Raw genomic sequence first — 15,574 nt, 5'->3', positions numbered from 1 at the left:
GCTCTAGGTTATTTCTTTTTCGTATTTGCGCATCCCGACAGGCTTTGAAACACTGAGCATCTTCAGCGATGCTGTTTCAACCTTTTAATTATTCACGGAAAGAGTAAAACCGTTATGCGCATAACACTAAAATTTTCAGTTCTGGCATTATCTCTGGTGGGCGCACTGGCGCTGAGTGCCTGTGATCAAAAATCGCAGGAAAACCACATTAAAGTGGGTATCAGCGCGGGTATCGATCAGCAGATGTGGGAAACCATCAAAAAGACTGCCAAAGACAAATATAACCTTGATGTGGAAGTCGTGACCTTCAACGATTTCGTGTTGCCAAACTCGGCGCTGAGCAGCGGTGACATTGATGTAAACTCGTTCCAGCACCGTCCCTATCTGGATAAGCAGATCAAAGAGCGTGGCTACAAGCTGGTGGAAGTGGGGAAAACCTTCGTCTATCCGATTGCAGGATACTCCCGCAAGATAAAATCCATTGATCAGCTCAGCGATAACGCGCAGGTTGCGGTGCCTAATGACCCGACTAACCTTGGCCGTTCGCTGTTATTGCTGCAAAAAGAAGGTTTGATCAAACTGAAAGAGGGCGTAGGTTTGCTGCCGACGTCTCTGGATATCGTTGAAAATCCAAAGCATCTCAAAATTGTTGAGATCGAAGCGCCGCAACTGACACGCGCCATTGATGACGACAAAATTGAACTGGCGATCATCAATACCACTTATTCAGGACAGGTCGGGCTGACGCCGGGCAAAAATGGCCTGTTTGTCGAAGATAAAGATTCACCTTACGTGAATATCATCGTGGCACGTGAAGATAACAAAGACAGCCAGGCCGTGAAGGAGCTGGTTGAGGCTTATCAGACGGATGCGACAGTGAAAGCGGCGGACGCTATCTATCACGGGGATGCGGTGAAAGGCTGGTAATGCGGGCAGGATGGTAGAGTAATCATTGAATCCTGAGATTATAAAATCCCAGGATTCAATGTCTGATTCTGTTAGATATCGTTGAGCATCTGAGAACGCTGATTCATGTTATTGAACACGGCGCTTTTAACTCGGGCACAGATAAGTGTCTGCTTATCTTTTAATTCAAGCGCAAACATTTCTTTGGAGTCTTTGTTAATCAGCGAAGCATTGGTTTTATAAACTGCATATGCGTCGTTGAGCTGACTAAATTGTTGCTTATAAACATTGAAAGCTTGTTTATCCAGCGTCTGAAGTGCCCTGAACTCACTGTAGCAACGGGTATTCAGTGCTGACTGATCCTGCTCAGTGTTTTTAACTGTTGGCTGCGCGCATCCGCTTAAAAATGCGGCGGCAACAAACACAGACATCCACGCAAAAGGCTTATTCATTATGGCCGGTCCCTTGATCAGATTATTCTCAGTAATTTCCGACCACTATATTCAGAATTTTACATAATTGGAAATTATGATTGAGGATATCCATCCGCAACCAATGAATACTTCCAGTCACAAAAAATGCATGATTATTCAAAATAGAACCAGGCTGTCTTAATCAGCCCGTTTTCGACTTCAAACACGGCAATGCTGTTGACGGGGGTCTCATAAATTCCGTAGATCATTTCATGGTCAAATACTTTATTGCCCAGCACGGTTCGTGAGATCAGCTCAGCACGTAATGCGCTGTTGTTGAACCGGTGGTTTTTATAGAACGTTCTGAGTGCGTCTTTCCCCTCTAAGGAAGGCAACATATTGGGCATGCGATAGGCGATAAAGTCTTCGCTGTAGCAGGCGGAAAAGGCATCGAGATCGTGGTGGTTATAGGCCTGAAACTGTTTCTCTACCGGAATGCTGGCGTCCATGTATCATTGTTCTCGTGAATTATTATTTAATAATATCGAATATTAATTCATGTTGTGCTTTTTGGCAATCTGACGAAAACAAAAAGGCCGCCGTGGCAGCCTTGAGGGATAAATTGATGGAGTGATCAGCACACGCCAAAATCGCCGTCTTCGTGATACAGATCCACGGTGTCGGCTTTTACTTCAATTTCAGTGGCAGAAAAGTCGTCCGTACGCGAGCACCACAGCGTGTCGCCTTCAACACGACGGACGATCATTTTCGGGCCGCCGGTTTTGGACTGAACAACATCTTGCGGTTTAAACATGCTTTATTCCTCGGTTATCTATTTTGTTGTGATTTATAGAAAAGTTACCCGCAGACCGCATAGCCCGGCCATCCTCGCGGATCACCGATCAGAAGCTATACTTAACGTTAATGTAATGCAAACCGGAGGAAAATATGACCATTCATAAGAAAGGACAGGCACACTGGGAAGGCGATATTAAACACGGTAAAGGTTACATCTCTTCTGAAAGCGGTGCCCTGAAGGAACAACCCTATGGATTCAACACCCGCTTTGAAGGTAAGCCAGGCACTAACCCGGAAGAACTGATTGGCGCGGCGCACTCAGCCTGCTTCTCCATGGCGCTCTCGCTGATGCTCGGCGAAGCGGGGCACACGCCGGAAAGCATCGATACTGTCGCAGATGTTTCACTCGATAAAGTGGATGGCGGCTTTGCGATCACCAAAATCGCGCTCGACAGCAAAGTGAAGTTGCCAGGCATCGATAAAGATAAATTCGATGAAATCATCAAAAAAGCCAAAGCTGGCTGCCCGGTTTCACAGGTTCTGAAAGCCGAGATTACGCTGACGTACCAGCTGGAAAACTGATGATTTAACAGAGGATGACGCGCTGAAAAAAGCCACGCGATGTTTGCGTGGCTTTTGCGTTGTTAGCCCATGATCAGCTTTTTAAACAGCAGCGCCTGAACATTTTGCCGCTGCGAAAGCAGCACATAAACAGAGATCAAATTTGCCGGTTCATCATAGGTATATATGATGCGATAACCGCTCAACGTACTGCATTCGCGATACTTGATAATCCCCAGCGCTGCAAGATCAGGTGAAACCGGGCAGGACAAAGGAAATACTTTCACTTTTGTTTCAAACTCATCTAATACAGCGTTGATGATCTTTAAAGGGTCGTTTCCCTGTAAGGTCTGGAACGAAGCGATTTCATCAATGGATAGCTTTACAGTTTGCAGGTACTCAATCGTAATTTTACTTTTCGTGGCAGACATAAATTGATCCCAATAATGAGCCGATGAGATGAGTGACTCATCAGTAGAGATCTGCTAACAACTGTTCCCTCGTCAATGTCCGGCCTTCAGCTTTATCATTTTCTGCCAGTGTCAGCAGCTTGAGTAAAGCGATGGTTTCATCCCTTTTTTGCCTGTCTTCATAGGATTCAATCACATAAGCCGGTTCACCATTCTGAGTGACCAGTATAGGTTGTGATAAATCAAGCGCAGCGGCATGCTTCTTCACGAAGCTGATGGTCTGTATTTGCATGTTTTACTGCTCCTGTCGAGGCTTCGGTCTAAATATAGGTCTTTTACAGACTGCTGACAAGGCGGAATTTCTCCGCCTCAGGCTATGCCAGCCGGATGCTGGATACCCTTAACCCTGATAGAAAAATGCGATCCCGGCTGTGCCCGAATTCTGACAAATGGCATTACATCAGCTATAGATACTGAGCGTTATCTGAAAAATTCGAATAATTTACCGGGGTCATCATGAAGGACGAAAGCGAAAAGACAGGCCTGATCGGGCTGGCCATTGGTGCGGCTGTTATGGGGTTAATTTCCAGCGGAACGATTATTAACCGGGAGAGCATCATTGATGAACTGCGGCGGCTCGGGCGTAAAAAAGGGGACGGTGTGGAAGATGAAATTTTCGTCAAAGCCGCTCAGCTGGTCGGTAAAGGGCAATGATTCACGCAAGCTGGCGAAAAAATACCCGTCAGGGGAGACGGGTATTGGATTTGCTACAAGGGGAATGTCTGAATAATCTGTAGATTGCTACAGAAGACAAGATCATACCCTCTTTTTGTGAATAATTTGTGTAGGAGAAATCTGTTTCTCCCGGACGGTTATTTGCGGCCTAAAAGTAGCCCCAGAACCACGCCAATCGCACCGGCAGCAATCAATCCCGACAGCGGATTTTCTTTGATTTTATCCGCCACGTCAGAAACTGCTTCACTCGCCTGCGCGGAGTATTTGCGTGCAGCACCTTTAAGCTGATGTTTCGGAGAGTCAACAAAATCTCCAAATTGCTTTTGCGCTTCACCGGCAAACTGGTTAACCGTGTTTTCTACTTTATCTTCCACACGGCTAGGATCTTTATCAAAGTCTTGTGATGACATATCGTGCTCCTTTTTGGGTGGAATTTAAGTTTAGTCGAAAAGCCAGGCTATGCAGGGTTTGCCTGCGAAGGACTGATGGATATCAGATTTTTCTTGCCAGCAGCGTCGCAAACCGCAACTTGTAACGGTCTCCGTTTTCGTCGCGTTTATGCAGTTCGCCGACATCTTCGTTATATTTCACGATTTCCCAGCCGCGATAATAATCACGCAGTTCTGACGGCTTGAACGTGAACGGGAAGGGCAGCGGGCACGGATAATCCGGGCTGTCCATGGCGGCTACAATCAGGTTATAACCGCCCGTGTTGGTGGCCGCATGCATGTCTTCAATAATGCGCGGGATGCTGTCGCGTTGCAGAAACATCATGACCACGGTGGAAAAGATAAAATCATATTCACCGCTGAAACGGTGCGTGTTCAGATCAGCTTCGCTGATATTGATGTTATTCAGTGATTCCGCCGCGATAATATCATTCACTTTTGCGACGCTTATGGCGTTGTTATCCCAGCCCGTCACCTCAAACCCTTTCAGGTTAAGATACAGCGAGTTACGCCCGCTGCCACAGCCTAAATCCAGTGCTTTACCCGGCCGGACATGCTGTGCGGCGTTGATGATTTCTGAGTGGGTACGGGTCAGGCCGTATTTTTCGCTGTAAAAATCTTCTGGTGCGGGTTGTTGAGTCATGCCCTGTTTCCTGTAAATGAATAGAATGTCAGCGATTATCCTCCAAAATGGCAACCGCGCCATTACTCTTAATGGTCACAGGCCTGAGCATCACGGCATTTTTTCACCACAATATGTTAGCGAAGATAATCAATTGAGATTTTTCCGTAAATAAAATTTCTGTTATCGTGGGGTTCATAACTGAAGCCTGCCCTGGAATTTCTTAATGCTTTTAACCCTCGTCTACCGCAGCCACATCAGTGACTCTGTCCTGCCTGCTTCTCTGGAAGAGATGGTGTCGCGAGCCAACATCGGGAATGAACGCAACAGTATTACCGGTATTCTGCTTTTTGACGGAATGCACTTTTTCCAGTTGCTGGAAGGGCCGGAAGAGGCCGTCGATGCTATTTATAATACGATTTGCAGCGATCAGCGGCACAATAATGTCGTTGTTCTCATGCGTGATTACGCGCCGTCGCGCCGCTTCGGTAATGTGGGGATGGAACTTTTTGACCTCAGGCACCATCACGAGGATGTTGTCCTTCAGGCCGTGCTGGATAAGGGGACGTCCAAATACCGGCTGACCTATGAAGACCGCGCGCTTCAATTTTTGTGCACCTTTGTACAGGCTCGTGAAAAGGAAAATTATCTCGAAATCCTTCCGGCAGATTCCTGGTCTTTTATCGCCGATGAGTCACTGAAACCTGAAGCAGGATTTATCTTTCCCGAGATGAAGGATTACAGCTTTACGTATCAGCCCATTGTTGATCCACTGAGTCGCGAGATTACCTCTTACGAAGCCCGTCTGTGCGGTCCAGGTGGCGGTTCTCCGATGGAGTACTTTTCTGCGCTTTCCAGAACAACCATTTATGAAGCTGACCTGAAAACCAAAAAGCTGGCTTTTGCACTGGCACAGAAGATGGGGATCAGCGACAAAACGCTGACAATCAAACTTTTGCCTATGACGTTAGTCCGGGTACCTGATGCTATCGGATTTTTAGTTCATGAGATTACTGCTCATGGTCTGGTTCCGGAGCAGATTGTCGTGGCAATCACCGAGAACGGCGTCGTGACACGCGAAGATAATTTCGTTACAGCGTTGCAACAGCTTAAAGCCTCAGGAATGCGACTGGCGATTGATGATTTCGGCGCAGGATCAGCGGGATTGTTGTTGCTGACTCAATGCCAGCCGGAAAAGATTATGATTGACCGCAATATGATTTGTGACATTCATACCAGCGGACCCAAACAGGCCATTGTTCAGGCCATTATCAGGTTTTGCTCTTCTTTGGAAATATCGGTTATCGCGACGGGTGTTGAAAAAGCAGAAGAATGGATGTGGCTCGATGCGGCAGGGGTGTGTAATTTCCAGGGCTCGCTGTTTGCTTCACCAAGGCTAAATGGAGCACCGGTTGTCGCGTGGCCGGAAGTTAAGCAGGAATATCTGTTAACAAACCGAAATCTTTAAATATCAAAAGTCCGATAAAAGATTTCAGTAAGATTAAATGAATCAGCCGGACAAATATAAAATATTTATCCGGCTGATTCGCAAAGTCTTAACGCTACGCAGGTGATATATTATACGACATCATCATCAGGAGTGCGGTATACGACGTATTCAAGTGCCTCTAAGTATACATCCTGTTTACCCGAATCACTTTCCTGCTCAATTTTTTGAATCAGGTAAAGAATAATATCTTTATGGGTTACCCGTTCTTTCCGATTTTTTAAATTATTATAAATACGGATGACAGTTTCATTTCCGACCAGAAGTTCCGGGTCTTCTGTCAGAATATAATCAGCTAATTTGACATGAGTATAAGACACATCTTGCATTTTGATACCCTCCGCACTTGCTGTTTATGAGTGAAGTCACGTTCGGTTTTCAAAAATGAACGTGAAATTATTAAATATAATAAATCTAATCAGCCGGGATCAGACGCCGGAATTTTCGGGTGTCATACCCACAACCATTTCCAGTGCACTACGCAGAATATCCAACTGCACCACATCGGATGTGCATTCAAGCTGTGTAATCAGGTGCAATATAATGGCTTTATTTGTCACTTTGCCTTGTTCGGCCAGAATGACGCGAATAGCGGCACCCAACACTTCGGTTTCACTCAAAAACAGTTCGCCCGCATTGTTGAAATAGTTATAAACATCTGAGTGATAAACAGAATCTGTCATCGTCTGGGATGGGTTTGAATTCATCGCATCGCCCTGATTTAGCGAATGATTCTTTGATGAATCAATGTCTTTTCTTGTCATCGGACGGCCCTTCAGCATTGAAAAAGTGTCGTACATTATCGACATCCCGCACTTCGTAGGTAATTCGCGCACGTTTATCAGCCAGATCATGGCGGATCTCATTAATAATCCGCTCGCAGGCACTTTTCCGATTTATGTTGTCAGCACTTGCAGCCATAAACTGTAATTGTGCGATGAGTCTGTCAGTCGATATCGGGTTCTTCGATTTAAGCAAGGAAATTACGGCCTCACCTATCAGCTTATCAGTCAGTCTTTCTTCATTACTTCTGTACATATTAGCAGCCTCTGAATATATGCCGGCCAAAGTTCTTGGGCAGATTAGCTTCAGGTTCAGAGTTGGTACTTTACGCCTGAGGGCATAAAATTTGGTAGGCTGTGAATTAATCAAGCCCGCATAATATGTCGAACTGAAATGCTATGAAGCCAATCTTTGCACTATGATCTTAATCAGGGTGGATCATGAATCTCGTTCAAGTACCAGACGGATAAGCTTCATATAATGCTTTTCCTCTTCTTCACTTCCAGCCGCTTCAACACGATTTAAAAGTTTTGAACATAAAGCTTTGCGATTGAGGTTCTTTCCTGCCTCAAGAATTTCAACAACAACGCGCCCCATTGTTTCCTCTTCAGAAAAGACCTGACTGTATAAGGAATGAGACGTGTCCGGGGCCATTCCGTTGTGTCTGTTCTGACGCATAATTAACCCTTATGTTAATAGATGTGTGAGTAATGATTGCCTGTGTGACTATAAAGTTATACAAGATATAGAAAGTTGTACAGGTATTTTTAGAAAAAAAAAGCTAGCAATGCCTGAGACTCAGAATTTTCCGATCTCAGGCGGGGGACGATCGCCCAAGGTGGTTTTATGTCAGCTGAACGATGGGCCGCTGACTGTGCGCGGGTTGGTCTGCCGGTAAAGGTAACTGCCCGTGCCATGGAGCGGATCGCCCTCAAAACCCACTTTCTGCATGCCGATTTTTTCCAGAACGCGCTGTGAAGCCAGATGATTTTCACGTACGGTAGCCGAAATCCGCGGTATGCCCAGTTTCTCAAAACCGGTGCTGAGCGCTGTGCTGGCAAACTCCGTTGCCAGTCCTTTTCCCCACGCTGTTGTCGCAAAGCGATAGCCAAGAAACACACGGTGATTTTCGTAGCCTTCACGGATACCCAGCCCGCCGAAACCGATAATCTGATCCGGTTGATGATTGTGCGCAATGGCCCAGTGCCCGTAACCATTATCCGGCCATTCCCTCAGCCAGTTGTTCAGTTTTTCCTGTGCTGCCGCGATGTCCGGCAATGGCCCGCGCGGGTTAAAAAGATTGGTTTTCGGATCGCCGTAAATAGCAAAAAACGTGGGAATATCCTCAGCCGTAACAGGCCGGAGCAGCAACCGTGATGTCTCGATGATCATAATGAATGTTTCCTCCCGTGAGCTGAGTTAAATCTTAGCTTGGGCGGGGAACTCCGCCAGCCGGCTTTGCAGAAAATCAATAAAGCTTCGCACCTTTTCAGGCACGTGACGGGTGTTAGGATACAGCGCGAAAATGCCCTGTGGGGGAAAACGGTGACCGGGCAGCACATGGCATAAACGCTGTGCGTCGATTTCCGGCTGCACCAGCCAGTCCGGCAACAGCACGACGCCTGCACCTGCCAGCGCAAAGGCTAACAACGCCGAGGCGCTGTCGGCCACAATGGCGGGCGGCGTCGTCACGCGAAACGGGTTTTGCTTTCCCTGAGCATCAGTGACCGGCCAGCTCATAGGTAACGGCAGACGGCTGTGAGCGATCCACCGGCTTGCGGCCAACTGGTCCGGCGTAGTGATGTTTCCGTGTTCGCGCAAAAAGGCCGGAGATGCCACCGGCAGTATACCGAAACGCCCGAGTGCGGCGGCGTGATGACTAGAATCAGTCAACTGGCCGAGACGGATCGCCAGATCAAAACGTCCGGCGATCAGGTCGTCGTGATGTGAAGAGGCGACGTGCTGAATGCGCAGTTGCGGATGCAGTGCAGAAAACGCCGCCAGCGCCGGAACCACCACGCGCGCGCCGTATTCCGGGGTACTGGTGATCCGCAACTGACCGCTCAGGCCACCGTGATCACGACGCACGTCGTCGAGCACCGCTTCGGCTTCCTGCAATAAATCCTGACAGCGTTGATAAAAGCGTTCGCCTGATTCCGTCAGTGCCAGCCGCCGGGTACTTCGGGTCAGCAGTGCGACGCCAGTTTCACTTTCCAGTTGCTTCACATTAAAACTCACTACCGCTTTGGTCAGCCCGAGGGAGACTGCTCCGCCGGTAAAACTGCCTGCGTTAACCACCGCGACGAAAATCTCCAGCCGCTGTAAATTCAGCATTCTGTGTGTCCTTACTGTCAAAATAATTTTGACAGTGTAACTGCACCGCGTCCGTTTATCCGTAAGAACTTCTCCGTTACATTGGCCGCCTTTACCCATTGTGGATGCGTAAGAATGAGTCACAGGGCGCGGGTTGCCGCAGTGTATTTGCTCGGTTTTTTCGTTGATCTGATCAACATGTTTATCGCCAATGTGGCGTATCCCGGCATTGCACGGGAATTTCAGGCACCAGTCAGCGCGCTGGCGTGGGTCAGTACCGGATATATTCTGGGGCTGACACTGGTTATTCCGCTCAGCCGCTGGCTGGCGGGGCGTTTCGGTGCGCGGCGGGTGTTTATCCTCTCGCTGACGATTTTTATGCTTGCCTCACTCGCTGCAGCGGGCGCCGCAAGCCTGACCACGCTGATTGGCTGGCGGGTTTTGCAGGGGCTTGGCGGCGGATTGCTGATCCCGCTCGGGCAGACGCTGACTTATGCACTGTACCGCAGCCATGAACGCGCCCGGCTGTCTGCGGTGATCATGCTGGTCGGGCTGCTGGCACCGGCGCTGTCTCCGGCTCTCGGCGGCATTATCGTGGACAGTTTTAGCTGGCGCTGGGTGTTTATTGCCAGCCTGCCGCTGTCGTCGCTGGCCTGGGTTCTGGCACTGTGCTGGCTGCCGCAAACGCCACGTGAACCGGCAGGGAGGTTCGATCTGAAAGGATTTGCGCTGCTGAATGGCGGGCTGGCGCTGGTGCTATGGGGGCTGACATCTCTGGGCGAAAACAATGAATGGCTGAGCGGCAGTGCATTATTCGTGGCCGGTGCAGGGCTGATGACGATGTTTGTACGGGCATCGCGAAAACACCCTGAGCCGCTGCTGGATCTGACGCTGATAAAAGATCCGTTATTGCGCACCGGCATGCTGATTTATCAGTGTATTCCCGGCGTGTTTACCGGCGTCAGCCTGATTGCCATGCTGTATCTGCAGAATGAACACCACTTCTCGGCGGCGCAGTCGGGCGGGCTGATGTTGCCGTGGTCGCTGGCGTCATTTGCTGCCATCAGTTTTACCGGCAAAATGTTTAACCGGCTCGGGCCGCAGGCGTTATTTATTCCGGGCTGTCTGATTCAGGGTGCGGGTATTGGTTTGCTGGCGCTGCTCAGTGTGTTTCCCGCAGCGCCGTGGCTGGCAATCGCGGCGTTTACGTTAATGGGGGCGGGCAGCAGTCTGTGCAGCAGTACGGCGCAAAGCGCTGCGTTTTTACATATCCGTACTGAACAACTGGCTGACGCCAGCGCCCTGTGGAACATCAACCGCCAGCTGAGTTTTTGTCTTGGCGTGACGCTGGTCAGCGTGATGCTGAGTGCCTGGCAGCTTTCTGTTCCGGCATTCGCCTATCCGCTGAGTTTCACCGTTGCGGCGTCCAGCGTCATTATTCCCATCATGTTGTGTCTGCGGTTACCGGGGCACGCCATTATTCAGGAACGGCTTCTACAGGAACACCAACAGGAAAAGTTATGAATCGTTTTGTGAAAGAAGTGTTTGATGCGCATGGGTTAATTCAGCGCTGGTTTTCAGACTCCGCTGCACCTGGGCAGGTTTGTGATGAACTGCTGGCGCGGTTTAGTCCGGCCTATTCGATGGTAACGATCACCGGCCACCGGCTGGATCATCCGGCATTGTGTGCTTTTTTCAGGGCGCAGCGGGGCGCGAAAAGCGGGCTGAAGATTGAGGTCGAAAAGCCGGTGGTGATTGCTGAAAGTGAAAAAGGCGCGGTAGTCGCGTATCAGGAACGCCAGCAGTTGCCCGGCCAGCCGGAAACGCTGCGTTATTCGACGGTGTTATTTGTGGTGGATGCAGAAGGGAAAATTCTGTGGCGTCATTTGCATGAAACGCCCGCTGCCTGATCGCCTATAAAAAAACGGCCTTCCGTGAGGAAAGCCGTTTGAGCCTGCAAAAGTGATTACTTCGTCAGGGTTTTTCTGACTTCGCTGACGTCTTTCGCCGTCACTGCCGGTGCGTTGTTGCCCCAACCCTGACGGATAAAGGTCGACAATTGCGCCGCTTCTTCGTCCGTCAGACGGCTGGCAAAGCCCGGCATCACCAGCGTGGACGGTGCCCGTGCCGTTGACGGTTGCTGCGCGCCCGCCAGAATGGTGTGGATCAGCCCGGTCGGATCTTTCGCGTTCACAATCGTTGCCTGATCCAGTTGCGGGAAAACGCCCGGTGCACCTTTGCCGGTGACAAAGTGGCAGGCGCCGCAGTTATCCAGATACAAACGCTCGCCTTCGCTGAGGTTTTTCGCCGCCGTCAGTCTGGCTTCGGTCGCGCTGGCTTTTTGCGTGTCCTCTGCCGGAACCGGCGGGTTACCGCCCAGGAACTTGATGTAGGCCGCGATGGCTTTGAGGTCGTCATCGGTCATGTGTGCGGTACTGTTTTCCACCACAGACGTCATTTCGCCACCAACTGCTGCTTTGTCATTACGCCCTTTGCCCAGATAATCGACAATTTCCTGCTCGTTCCAGTGCGCCACGCCGCGCAGGGAAGGCACATCCCAGTTATTCAGACTGCCGCCTGCCAGGAAATCAGAGTCGCTGCTGTCCAGCGCTTTTTCGTTCATGCCGAAACCGCGGGGAGTATGGCAACTGCCGCAGTGCCCGAGACTTTCCACCAGATACGCACCCCGGTTTACCTGCTCAGAAGCGCCACCGATTGGCTGGAAAGGTTTGTCAGACGCGAATGCCCAGTTCCAGAAACGCATGCCCCAGCGCTGGCTGAACGGGAAGCTCAGATCGGTCTCAGGCGGTTGTTCTGCGCTCGGTTTTACGCCCTGCATAAAGTAAACGTAGAGCGCGTGCATATCCTGATCGTTGATTTTAGCGTAATCCGGATAAGGCATTGCCGGATACAAACGGGTGCCGTCCGGCAGAACGCCTTTGCGCACTGCATCCGAGAATTGTGCTTCGCTATAACCGCCAATACCGTGGTCTTTATCCGGTGTAATGTTGGTGGAATAAATGGTGCCCAGATTGGAGTTGATCGCCAGCCCGCCTGAAAACGCCGGTTTCCCCGCCACCGTATGACAGGCGCCGCAGTCGCCCAGACGCGCCACATATTCTCCCTGTTTGATCAGCGCTGCGTTGTCGGGTTGTGTATTGGTATCCGCCTGCGCATTCGCCATAAAACCCGCACCCAGCAGCAAGGCGTTAGCGATAAATAAACTTTTGAGTTTCATCCTGTTCATCTCCGCTTATGCCTGAACCAGTGGACCAGGGTTTTTCAGGTACTGATCTTTAATCGCCTGCGCCGCCATCAGGGTGATCGCGCCGATGGTGTCCGTCGGGTTAGCCTGGAAGTTTTGCGGGAAAGCGTTACCGCCCGGCACAAATACGTTATGCACATCCCAGCTTTGCAGGAACTTGTTCAGCGCCGAGGTTTTCGGGTTATCGCCCATCACCGCGCCGCCCACGTTGTGGGTAGAGACGTATTTGGTCAGGTCAAAATGCGCGTCCATCGGCAGGAAGCTTTCGCTGTAACTGTCCGGGTTCAGCTCTTTGGTGATATTGCCCACGATGCCTTTCAGATATTGCTGCAATTTGAGTTCGTTCTGTTTCCAGTCGAAGGTCATACGCAGCAGCGGATAGCCATATTCATCTTTGTAATTCGGATCCAGATCCAGATAAATATCGCGGTAAGACTGGCAGGTGGTGGTGATGCTGATTTTCATCGAATGGCCGTACCATTCTTCCATGCCTTCTTTCCAGCCGGTGCCCCACGCAGGCGTGCCTTTTGGCAGCGAGGTGCTGATTGGCGTGCCGGTGGCCTGCGAACTGTGAATTTTCGCACCGCCGATAAAGCCAAGGGAAGGGCCGTCGAAGTTGCCCGGAGAGATATCGTTGAACATCTGGCCGGTGGCGCCTGCGGTGGCAAACGGATTGAAGTTTTTGTCTTTGAAGAACAGCGTCGAACCGCCGTTACTGAGGAACGCATAGTTGCGGCCAATCACGCCTTCTTCGGTGATCGGATTGTAAGGCTTGCCGATCCCGGACAGCAGCATCAGCCGCACGTTGCAGAACTGGAAGCTGCTCAGTACCACGATTTTCGCTGGCTGGAAGCACTCGTTGCCGTCTGCATCCATGTAGATCACGCCTTTGGCGGTTTTCTTATCATCATGCAGTTCGACTTTCAGCACATTGGCATGCACTTCATAAGAGAAGTTATCCATGCGTTTCAGCGCGTCCATCACCGCCGTTTGCGGCGACGCTTTCGAGTAGTTCAGGCACGGGTATTTACTGCAATAACCGCAGTAGTTACACGGCGCGATCTGGTTACCGTACGGGTTAGTCCAGGCGCGGGACACGCAGGCTGACGGGTTCGGGAACGGGTGGTAGCCCATTTTTTTGGTGACTTCAGCAAACATGCTGCTGTTGAGCGTGTCTTCCAGCGCAGGCAGCGGATACGGCTCGGAACGTGGCCCTTCGAACGGATCCCCGCCTTCCATAATCTGACCGCGCAGGTTACCGGTTTTGCCGGACTGACCGCAGATATGCTCAAACTTAGTGTAATACGGCTCAATTTCATCCCAGGAGAAAGGGAAATCCATGATCCGCATGTCTTCCTGCAGGATGCCTGGTTTGTAGGCTTCGTCAGCGTAAGTTTTGAGTTTTAAATCGGTCGGCGTCGGGCGAATCAATACCGCCGTCCAGTGCAGACCGGAACCACCCACGCCGGTACCCGGCGCGAATGCACCCCATTTACGGGTTGGCAGGGCGGTTTCACTCATGTTGTAACGCACGGTGACAGCGGCTTCAGCCGGCGTCGCCATGACTTTATTGCGTACCGCGTAGGCATATTCGTCCGCCGGTTTCGGGTAAGCAAATTCTTCGTAGCCGCGATCGCCGCCACGTTCGAGCGCACGAACGGTCAGGCCCGCCATCGCCAGCTCGATACTCATCAGCGAGCCAGCCCAGCCGAGGCCGACAACAACGACGTCGACTTCTGGTTTAGTTACTTTTGCCATCTTTAATCCTGTCAGTCATCAGAAAACGGTAATAGGGCGAGGCACTCAGGCACGCGCGCCCTGCAGGCTCACAGGCCCCAGCGGATACGGGACATTGTGCTGCTTAACCCACTCAGTGAAACTGGCGCGTGCGCCGGGGAAGCCGATGGCAATCCACGCCTTCATCCCTTTGTTCCCGCCGTAGATCGGGTCTGCCAGATAGCCGTGTTTGGTGTCTGAAAGCAGTTCGCTGAAGAATTGCGAGGCGACAAGATTTTCTTCGCCCGCATCGGCAAATTTGATGCCGTTTTTCTGCAACTGCGTCAGCACATTGTCTTTGTCCTGATCGGCCAGTTCATGGAAGGCTTTCTGATGATTTTGCTGACACCAGGCGTTCGCAATACGAATGCCGGTTTTGTAGATTTGCTGCGGACGGAACGGGATCTGATACCCCATCGTCGCCGGAGCATGCACGTTGAACGGGCCCTGCATATAGATTTCTTCGCCGAAATCGCCGTGCATTTGCTGATCGATAAAAATCGGCACATTGGTTTCGAGTGCGCCCGGTGCTTTGCCTTTGCCACCCGCAGGGATCAGGCGGTCAGCGGCGGCCATAATAAACTGCCACTCATCGGCGCTGAAAAATATCGGCTTATATTCGAGTAAATCCGGGGCAGCCATTTCTGCAGCTTGTGCCGCTGACAGCCCTTTCATCATGATGGTCCCGACAGGCAAAGCCATCAGCGACCCAAGTAAAAACTTGCGACGGGTTGTTTTTTTTTGAAGGAGCATAGAATTACGACTCTCACATGCCTGATGTTAAGTTTGGGTTAATTATTATTATTTTTTGGGTACAAATCGATAATATCACCGCTACATCTAAAATAAATGAATAAATTCCCCATGAACTATAAGGCGGGAAATGCATTAAGGAGTTCCACGGGTTTAATTTGATTTAAAGTCTCATTAAATCAATGAGATATTGATTGTTTTTATTGTGAATGGCTAAGGGGGAAATAGCATTGTTTATCAAAGTATTCTTCATGATTTTGTGGGTAGAATTTAGATCAATATA

Annotated in this window: 21 protein-coding genes; 6 read left to right on the top strand and 15 right to left on the bottom strand. The window is 50.2% G+C overall.

What is annotated here, in order from left to right:
• The first annotated feature begins 114 nt into the window (after nucleotides 1-114).
• The gene (gene metQ, locus HGO41_RS15100; RefSeq protein WP_013577937.1) at nucleotides 115-927 is read left to right on the top strand and encodes a methionine ABC transporter substrate-binding lipoprotein MetQ; all 813 of its coding nucleotides are present in this window, start codon (nucleotides 115-117) and stop codon (nucleotides 925-927) included.
• Nucleotides 928-998: 71 nt separating this feature from the next.
• On the opposite strand, the gene HGO41_RS15095 is transcribed toward metQ, so the two are convergent.
• From HGO41_RS15095 to HGO41_RS15085, 3 genes are all read right to left on the bottom strand, one after another.
• Nucleotides 999-1,337, bottom strand: a complete 339-nt coding sequence (locus HGO41_RS15095; protein ID WP_225444951.1) for a YuaE family lipoprotein — start codon at nucleotides 1,335-1,337, stop codon at nucleotides 999-1,001.
• Nucleotides 1,338-1,492: 155 nt separating this feature from the next.
• Nucleotides 1,493-1,828 carry a nuclear transport factor 2 family protein gene (locus HGO41_RS15090; protein WP_013577935.1) on the bottom strand — a complete coding sequence of 112 codons (336 nt, stop codon included), beginning with the start codon at nucleotides 1,826-1,828 and terminating at the stop codon, nucleotides 1,493-1,495.
• 125 nt (nucleotides 1,829-1,953) lie between these two features.
• Complete coding sequence (locus HGO41_RS15085; protein WP_013577934.1) at nucleotides 1,954-2,133, bottom strand: GDFGVC terminal motif YodC-like protein; 180 nt, start codon at nucleotides 2,131-2,133, stop codon at nucleotides 1,954-1,956.
• Between the two features lie 134 nt (nucleotides 2,134-2,267).
• Here HGO41_RS15085 and HGO41_RS15080 point away from each other — a divergent pair, with 134 nt between their 5' ends.
• On the top strand, nucleotides 2,268-2,699 hold the full coding sequence (locus HGO41_RS15080) for an OsmC family protein (protein WP_013577933.1): 432 nt from the start codon (nucleotides 2,268-2,270) through the stop codon (nucleotides 2,697-2,699).
• 62 nt (nucleotides 2,700-2,761) lie between these two features.
• Here HGO41_RS15080 and HGO41_RS15075 read toward each other — a convergent pair whose 3' ends face one another.
• Nucleotides 2,762-3,109, bottom strand: coding sequence for a type II toxin-antitoxin system RelE/ParE family toxin (locus HGO41_RS15075; protein ID WP_014416584.1), 348 nt, complete (start codon nucleotides 3,107-3,109; stop codon nucleotides 2,762-2,764).
• Nucleotides 3,110-3,149: 40 nt separating this feature from the next.
• Nucleotides 3,150-3,380, bottom strand: a complete 231-nt coding sequence (locus HGO41_RS15070; protein WP_013577931.1) for a type II toxin-antitoxin system prevent-host-death family antitoxin — start codon at nucleotides 3,378-3,380, stop codon at nucleotides 3,150-3,152.
• A 224-nt stretch (nucleotides 3,381-3,604) separates the two neighbouring features.
• Here HGO41_RS15070 and HGO41_RS15065 point away from each other — a divergent pair, with 224 nt between their 5' ends.
• A complete protein-coding gene (locus tag HGO41_RS15065; RefSeq protein WP_013577930.1) occupies nucleotides 3,605-3,802 on the top strand; it encodes a hypothetical protein in 198 nt (65 codons plus the stop codon).
• Nucleotides 3,803-3,960: 158 nt separating this feature from the next.
• On the opposite strand, the gene HGO41_RS15060 is transcribed toward HGO41_RS15065, so the two are convergent.
• Together HGO41_RS15060 and tehB are read right to left on the bottom strand one after the other, a co-directional pair.
• Nucleotides 3,961-4,233, bottom strand: a complete 273-nt coding sequence (locus HGO41_RS15060) for an ElaB/YgaM/YqjD family protein (protein ID WP_013577929.1) — start codon at nucleotides 4,231-4,233, stop codon at nucleotides 3,961-3,963.
• Nucleotides 4,234-4,315: 82 nt separating this feature from the next.
• Nucleotides 4,316-4,915: a tellurite resistance methyltransferase TehB gene (gene tehB, locus HGO41_RS15055; protein WP_112151503.1), complete on the bottom strand. Its 600-nt coding sequence runs from the start codon at nucleotides 4,913-4,915 to the stop codon at nucleotides 4,316-4,318.
• Nucleotides 4,916-5,120: 205 nt separating this feature from the next.
• On the opposite strand from tehB, the gene HGO41_RS15050 reads away from it, so the two are divergent.
• Nucleotides 5,121-6,362: a diguanylate phosphodiesterase gene (locus tag HGO41_RS15050; protein ID WP_153376345.1), complete on the top strand. Its 1,242-nt coding sequence runs from the start codon at nucleotides 5,121-5,123 to the stop codon at nucleotides 6,360-6,362.
• A 110-nt stretch (nucleotides 6,363-6,472) separates the two neighbouring features.
• Here HGO41_RS15050 and HGO41_RS15045 read toward each other — a convergent pair whose 3' ends face one another.
• The 5 genes from HGO41_RS15045 to HGO41_RS15025 form a co-directional block, all read right to left on the bottom strand.
• On the bottom strand, nucleotides 6,473-6,730 hold the full coding sequence (locus HGO41_RS15045; RefSeq protein ID WP_014416580.1) for a biofilm development regulator YmgB/AriR family protein: 258 nt from the start codon (nucleotides 6,728-6,730) through the stop codon (nucleotides 6,473-6,475).
• Between the two features lie 99 nt (nucleotides 6,731-6,829).
• Nucleotides 6,830-7,201, bottom strand: coding sequence for a biofilm/acid-resistance regulator YmgB/AriR (locus HGO41_RS15040; RefSeq protein ID WP_013577925.1), 372 nt, complete (start codon nucleotides 7,199-7,201; stop codon nucleotides 6,830-6,832).
• A 421-nt stretch (nucleotides 7,202-7,622) separates the two neighbouring features.
• Nucleotides 7,623-7,862 (bottom strand): regulatory protein YcgZ, encoded by a 240-nt coding sequence (gene ycgZ / locus HGO41_RS15035; RefSeq protein ID WP_013577923.1) that lies wholly within the window; start codon nucleotides 7,860-7,862, stop codon nucleotides 7,623-7,625.
• 171 nt (nucleotides 7,863-8,033) lie between these two features.
• Nucleotides 8,034-8,576 carry a GNAT family N-acetyltransferase gene (locus HGO41_RS15030; protein ID WP_112151505.1) on the bottom strand — a complete coding sequence of 181 codons (543 nt, stop codon included), beginning with the start codon at nucleotides 8,574-8,576 and terminating at the stop codon, nucleotides 8,034-8,036.
• Nucleotides 8,577-8,603: 27 nt separating this feature from the next.
• Entirely contained in the window at nucleotides 8,604-9,518 is a 915-nt protein-coding gene (locus HGO41_RS15025) for a LysR family transcriptional regulator (RefSeq protein ID WP_250981184.1), read from the bottom strand.
• A 114-nt stretch (nucleotides 9,519-9,632) separates the two neighbouring features.
• Between HGO41_RS15025 and HGO41_RS15020 the strand changes: the two genes are divergently transcribed.
• Nucleotides 9,633-11,021, top strand: coding sequence for an MFS transporter (locus tag HGO41_RS15020; protein WP_250981183.1), 1,389 nt, complete (start codon nucleotides 9,633-9,635; stop codon nucleotides 11,019-11,021).
• Entirely contained in the window at nucleotides 11,018-11,407 is a 390-nt protein-coding gene (locus tag HGO41_RS15015; RefSeq protein ID WP_013577919.1) for a hypothetical protein, read from the top strand. The genes HGO41_RS15020 and HGO41_RS15015 overlap by 4 nt, the downstream gene beginning before the upstream one ends.
• 56 nt (nucleotides 11,408-11,463) lie before the next feature.
• On the opposite strand, the gene HGO41_RS15010 is transcribed toward HGO41_RS15015, so the two are convergent.
• The 3 genes from HGO41_RS15010 to HGO41_RS15000 are packed head-to-tail and all read right to left on the bottom strand — an operon-like array spanning nucleotide 11,464 to nucleotide 15,291.
• Nucleotides 11,464-12,735 carry a c-type cytochrome gene (locus tag HGO41_RS15010; RefSeq protein ID WP_013577918.1) on the bottom strand — a complete coding sequence of 424 codons (1,272 nt, stop codon included), beginning with the start codon at nucleotides 12,733-12,735 and terminating at the stop codon, nucleotides 11,464-11,466.
• Between the two features lie 15 nt (nucleotides 12,736-12,750).
• The gene (locus HGO41_RS15005; protein WP_013577917.1) at nucleotides 12,751-14,520 is read right to left on the bottom strand and encodes a GMC family oxidoreductase; all 1,770 of its coding nucleotides are present in this window, start codon (nucleotides 14,518-14,520) and stop codon (nucleotides 12,751-12,753) included.
• 45 nt (nucleotides 14,521-14,565) lie between these two features.
• Nucleotides 14,566-15,291 (bottom strand): gluconate 2-dehydrogenase subunit 3 family protein, encoded by a 726-nt coding sequence (locus HGO41_RS15000; RefSeq protein WP_013577916.1) that lies wholly within the window; start codon nucleotides 15,289-15,291, stop codon nucleotides 14,566-14,568.
• Nucleotides 15,292-15,574 lie beyond the last annotated feature (283 nt).

It is taken from the genome of Rahnella sp. CG8, assembly GCF_023701875.1.
Classification (GTDB): domain Bacteria; phylum Pseudomonadota; class Gammaproteobacteria; order Enterobacterales; family Enterobacteriaceae; genus Rahnella; species Rahnella aceris.
This window is presented reverse-complemented; position numbering and strand designations above follow the sequence as displayed.

Coding starts and splice junctions, on each gene's coding strand:
- HGO41_RS15020 (WP_250981183.1), top strand. CDS start 9,633: ATGAGTCACAGGGCGCGGGTTGCCGCAGTGTATTTGCTCGGTTTTTTC.
- HGO41_RS15050 (WP_153376345.1), top strand. CDS start 5,121: ATGCTTTTAACCCTCGTCTACCGCAGCCACATCAGTGACTCTGTCCTG.
- HGO41_RS15075 (WP_014416584.1), bottom strand. CDS start 3,109: ATGTCTGCCACGAAAAGTAAAATTACGATTGAGTACCTGCAAACTGTA.
- HGO41_RS15045 (WP_014416580.1), bottom strand. CDS start 6,730: ATGCAAGATGTGTCTTATACTCATGTCAAATTAGCTGATTATATTCTG.
- HGO41_RS15085 (WP_013577934.1), bottom strand. CDS start 2,133: ATGTTTAAACCGCAAGATGTTGTTCAGTCCAAAACCGGCGGCCCGAAA.
- HGO41_RS15015 (WP_013577919.1), top strand. CDS start 11,018: ATGAATCGTTTTGTGAAAGAAGTGTTTGATGCGCATGGGTTAATTCAG.
- HGO41_RS15025 (WP_250981184.1), bottom strand. CDS start 9,518: ATGCTGAATTTACAGCGGCTGGAGATTTTCGTCGCGGTGGTTAACGCA.
- HGO41_RS15030 (WP_112151505.1), bottom strand. CDS start 8,576: ATGATCATCGAGACATCACGGTTGCTGCTCCGGCCTGTTACGGCTGAG.
- tehB (WP_112151503.1), bottom strand. CDS start 4,915: ATGACTCAACAACCCGCACCAGAAGATTTTTACAGCGAAAAATACGGC.
- HGO41_RS15065 (WP_013577930.1), top strand. CDS start 3,605: ATGAAGGACGAAAGCGAAAAGACAGGCCTGATCGGGCTGGCCATTGGT.
- HGO41_RS15040 (WP_013577925.1), bottom strand. CDS start 7,201: ATGTACGACACTTTTTCAATGCTGAAGGGCCGTCCGATGACAAGAAAA.
- HGO41_RS15060 (WP_013577929.1), bottom strand. CDS start 4,233: ATGTCATCACAAGACTTTGATAAAGATCCTAGCCGTGTGGAAGATAAA.
- HGO41_RS15005 (WP_013577917.1), bottom strand. CDS start 14,520: ATGGCAAAAGTAACTAAACCAGAAGTCGACGTCGTTGTTGTCGGCCTC.
- HGO41_RS15000 (WP_013577916.1), bottom strand. CDS start 15,291: ATGCTCCTTCAAAAAAAAACAACCCGTCGCAAGTTTTTACTTGGGTCG.
- ycgZ (WP_013577923.1), bottom strand. CDS start 7,862: ATGCGTCAGAACAGACACAACGGAATGGCCCCGGACACGTCTCATTCC.
- HGO41_RS15090 (WP_013577935.1), bottom strand. CDS start 1,828: ATGGACGCCAGCATTCCGGTAGAGAAACAGTTTCAGGCCTATAACCAC.
- HGO41_RS15070 (WP_013577931.1), bottom strand. CDS start 3,380: ATGCAAATACAGACCATCAGCTTCGTGAAGAAGCATGCCGCTGCGCTT.
- HGO41_RS15080 (WP_013577933.1), top strand. CDS start 2,268: ATGACCATTCATAAGAAAGGACAGGCACACTGGGAAGGCGATATTAAA.
- metQ (WP_013577937.1), top strand. CDS start 115: ATGCGCATAACACTAAAATTTTCAGTTCTGGCATTATCTCTGGTGGGC.
- HGO41_RS15095 (WP_225444951.1), bottom strand. CDS start 1,337: ATGTCTGTGTTTGTTGCCGCCGCATTTTTAAGCGGATGCGCGCAGCCA.
- HGO41_RS15010 (WP_013577918.1), bottom strand. CDS start 12,735: ATGAAACTCAAAAGTTTATTTATCGCTAACGCCTTGCTGCTGGGTGCG.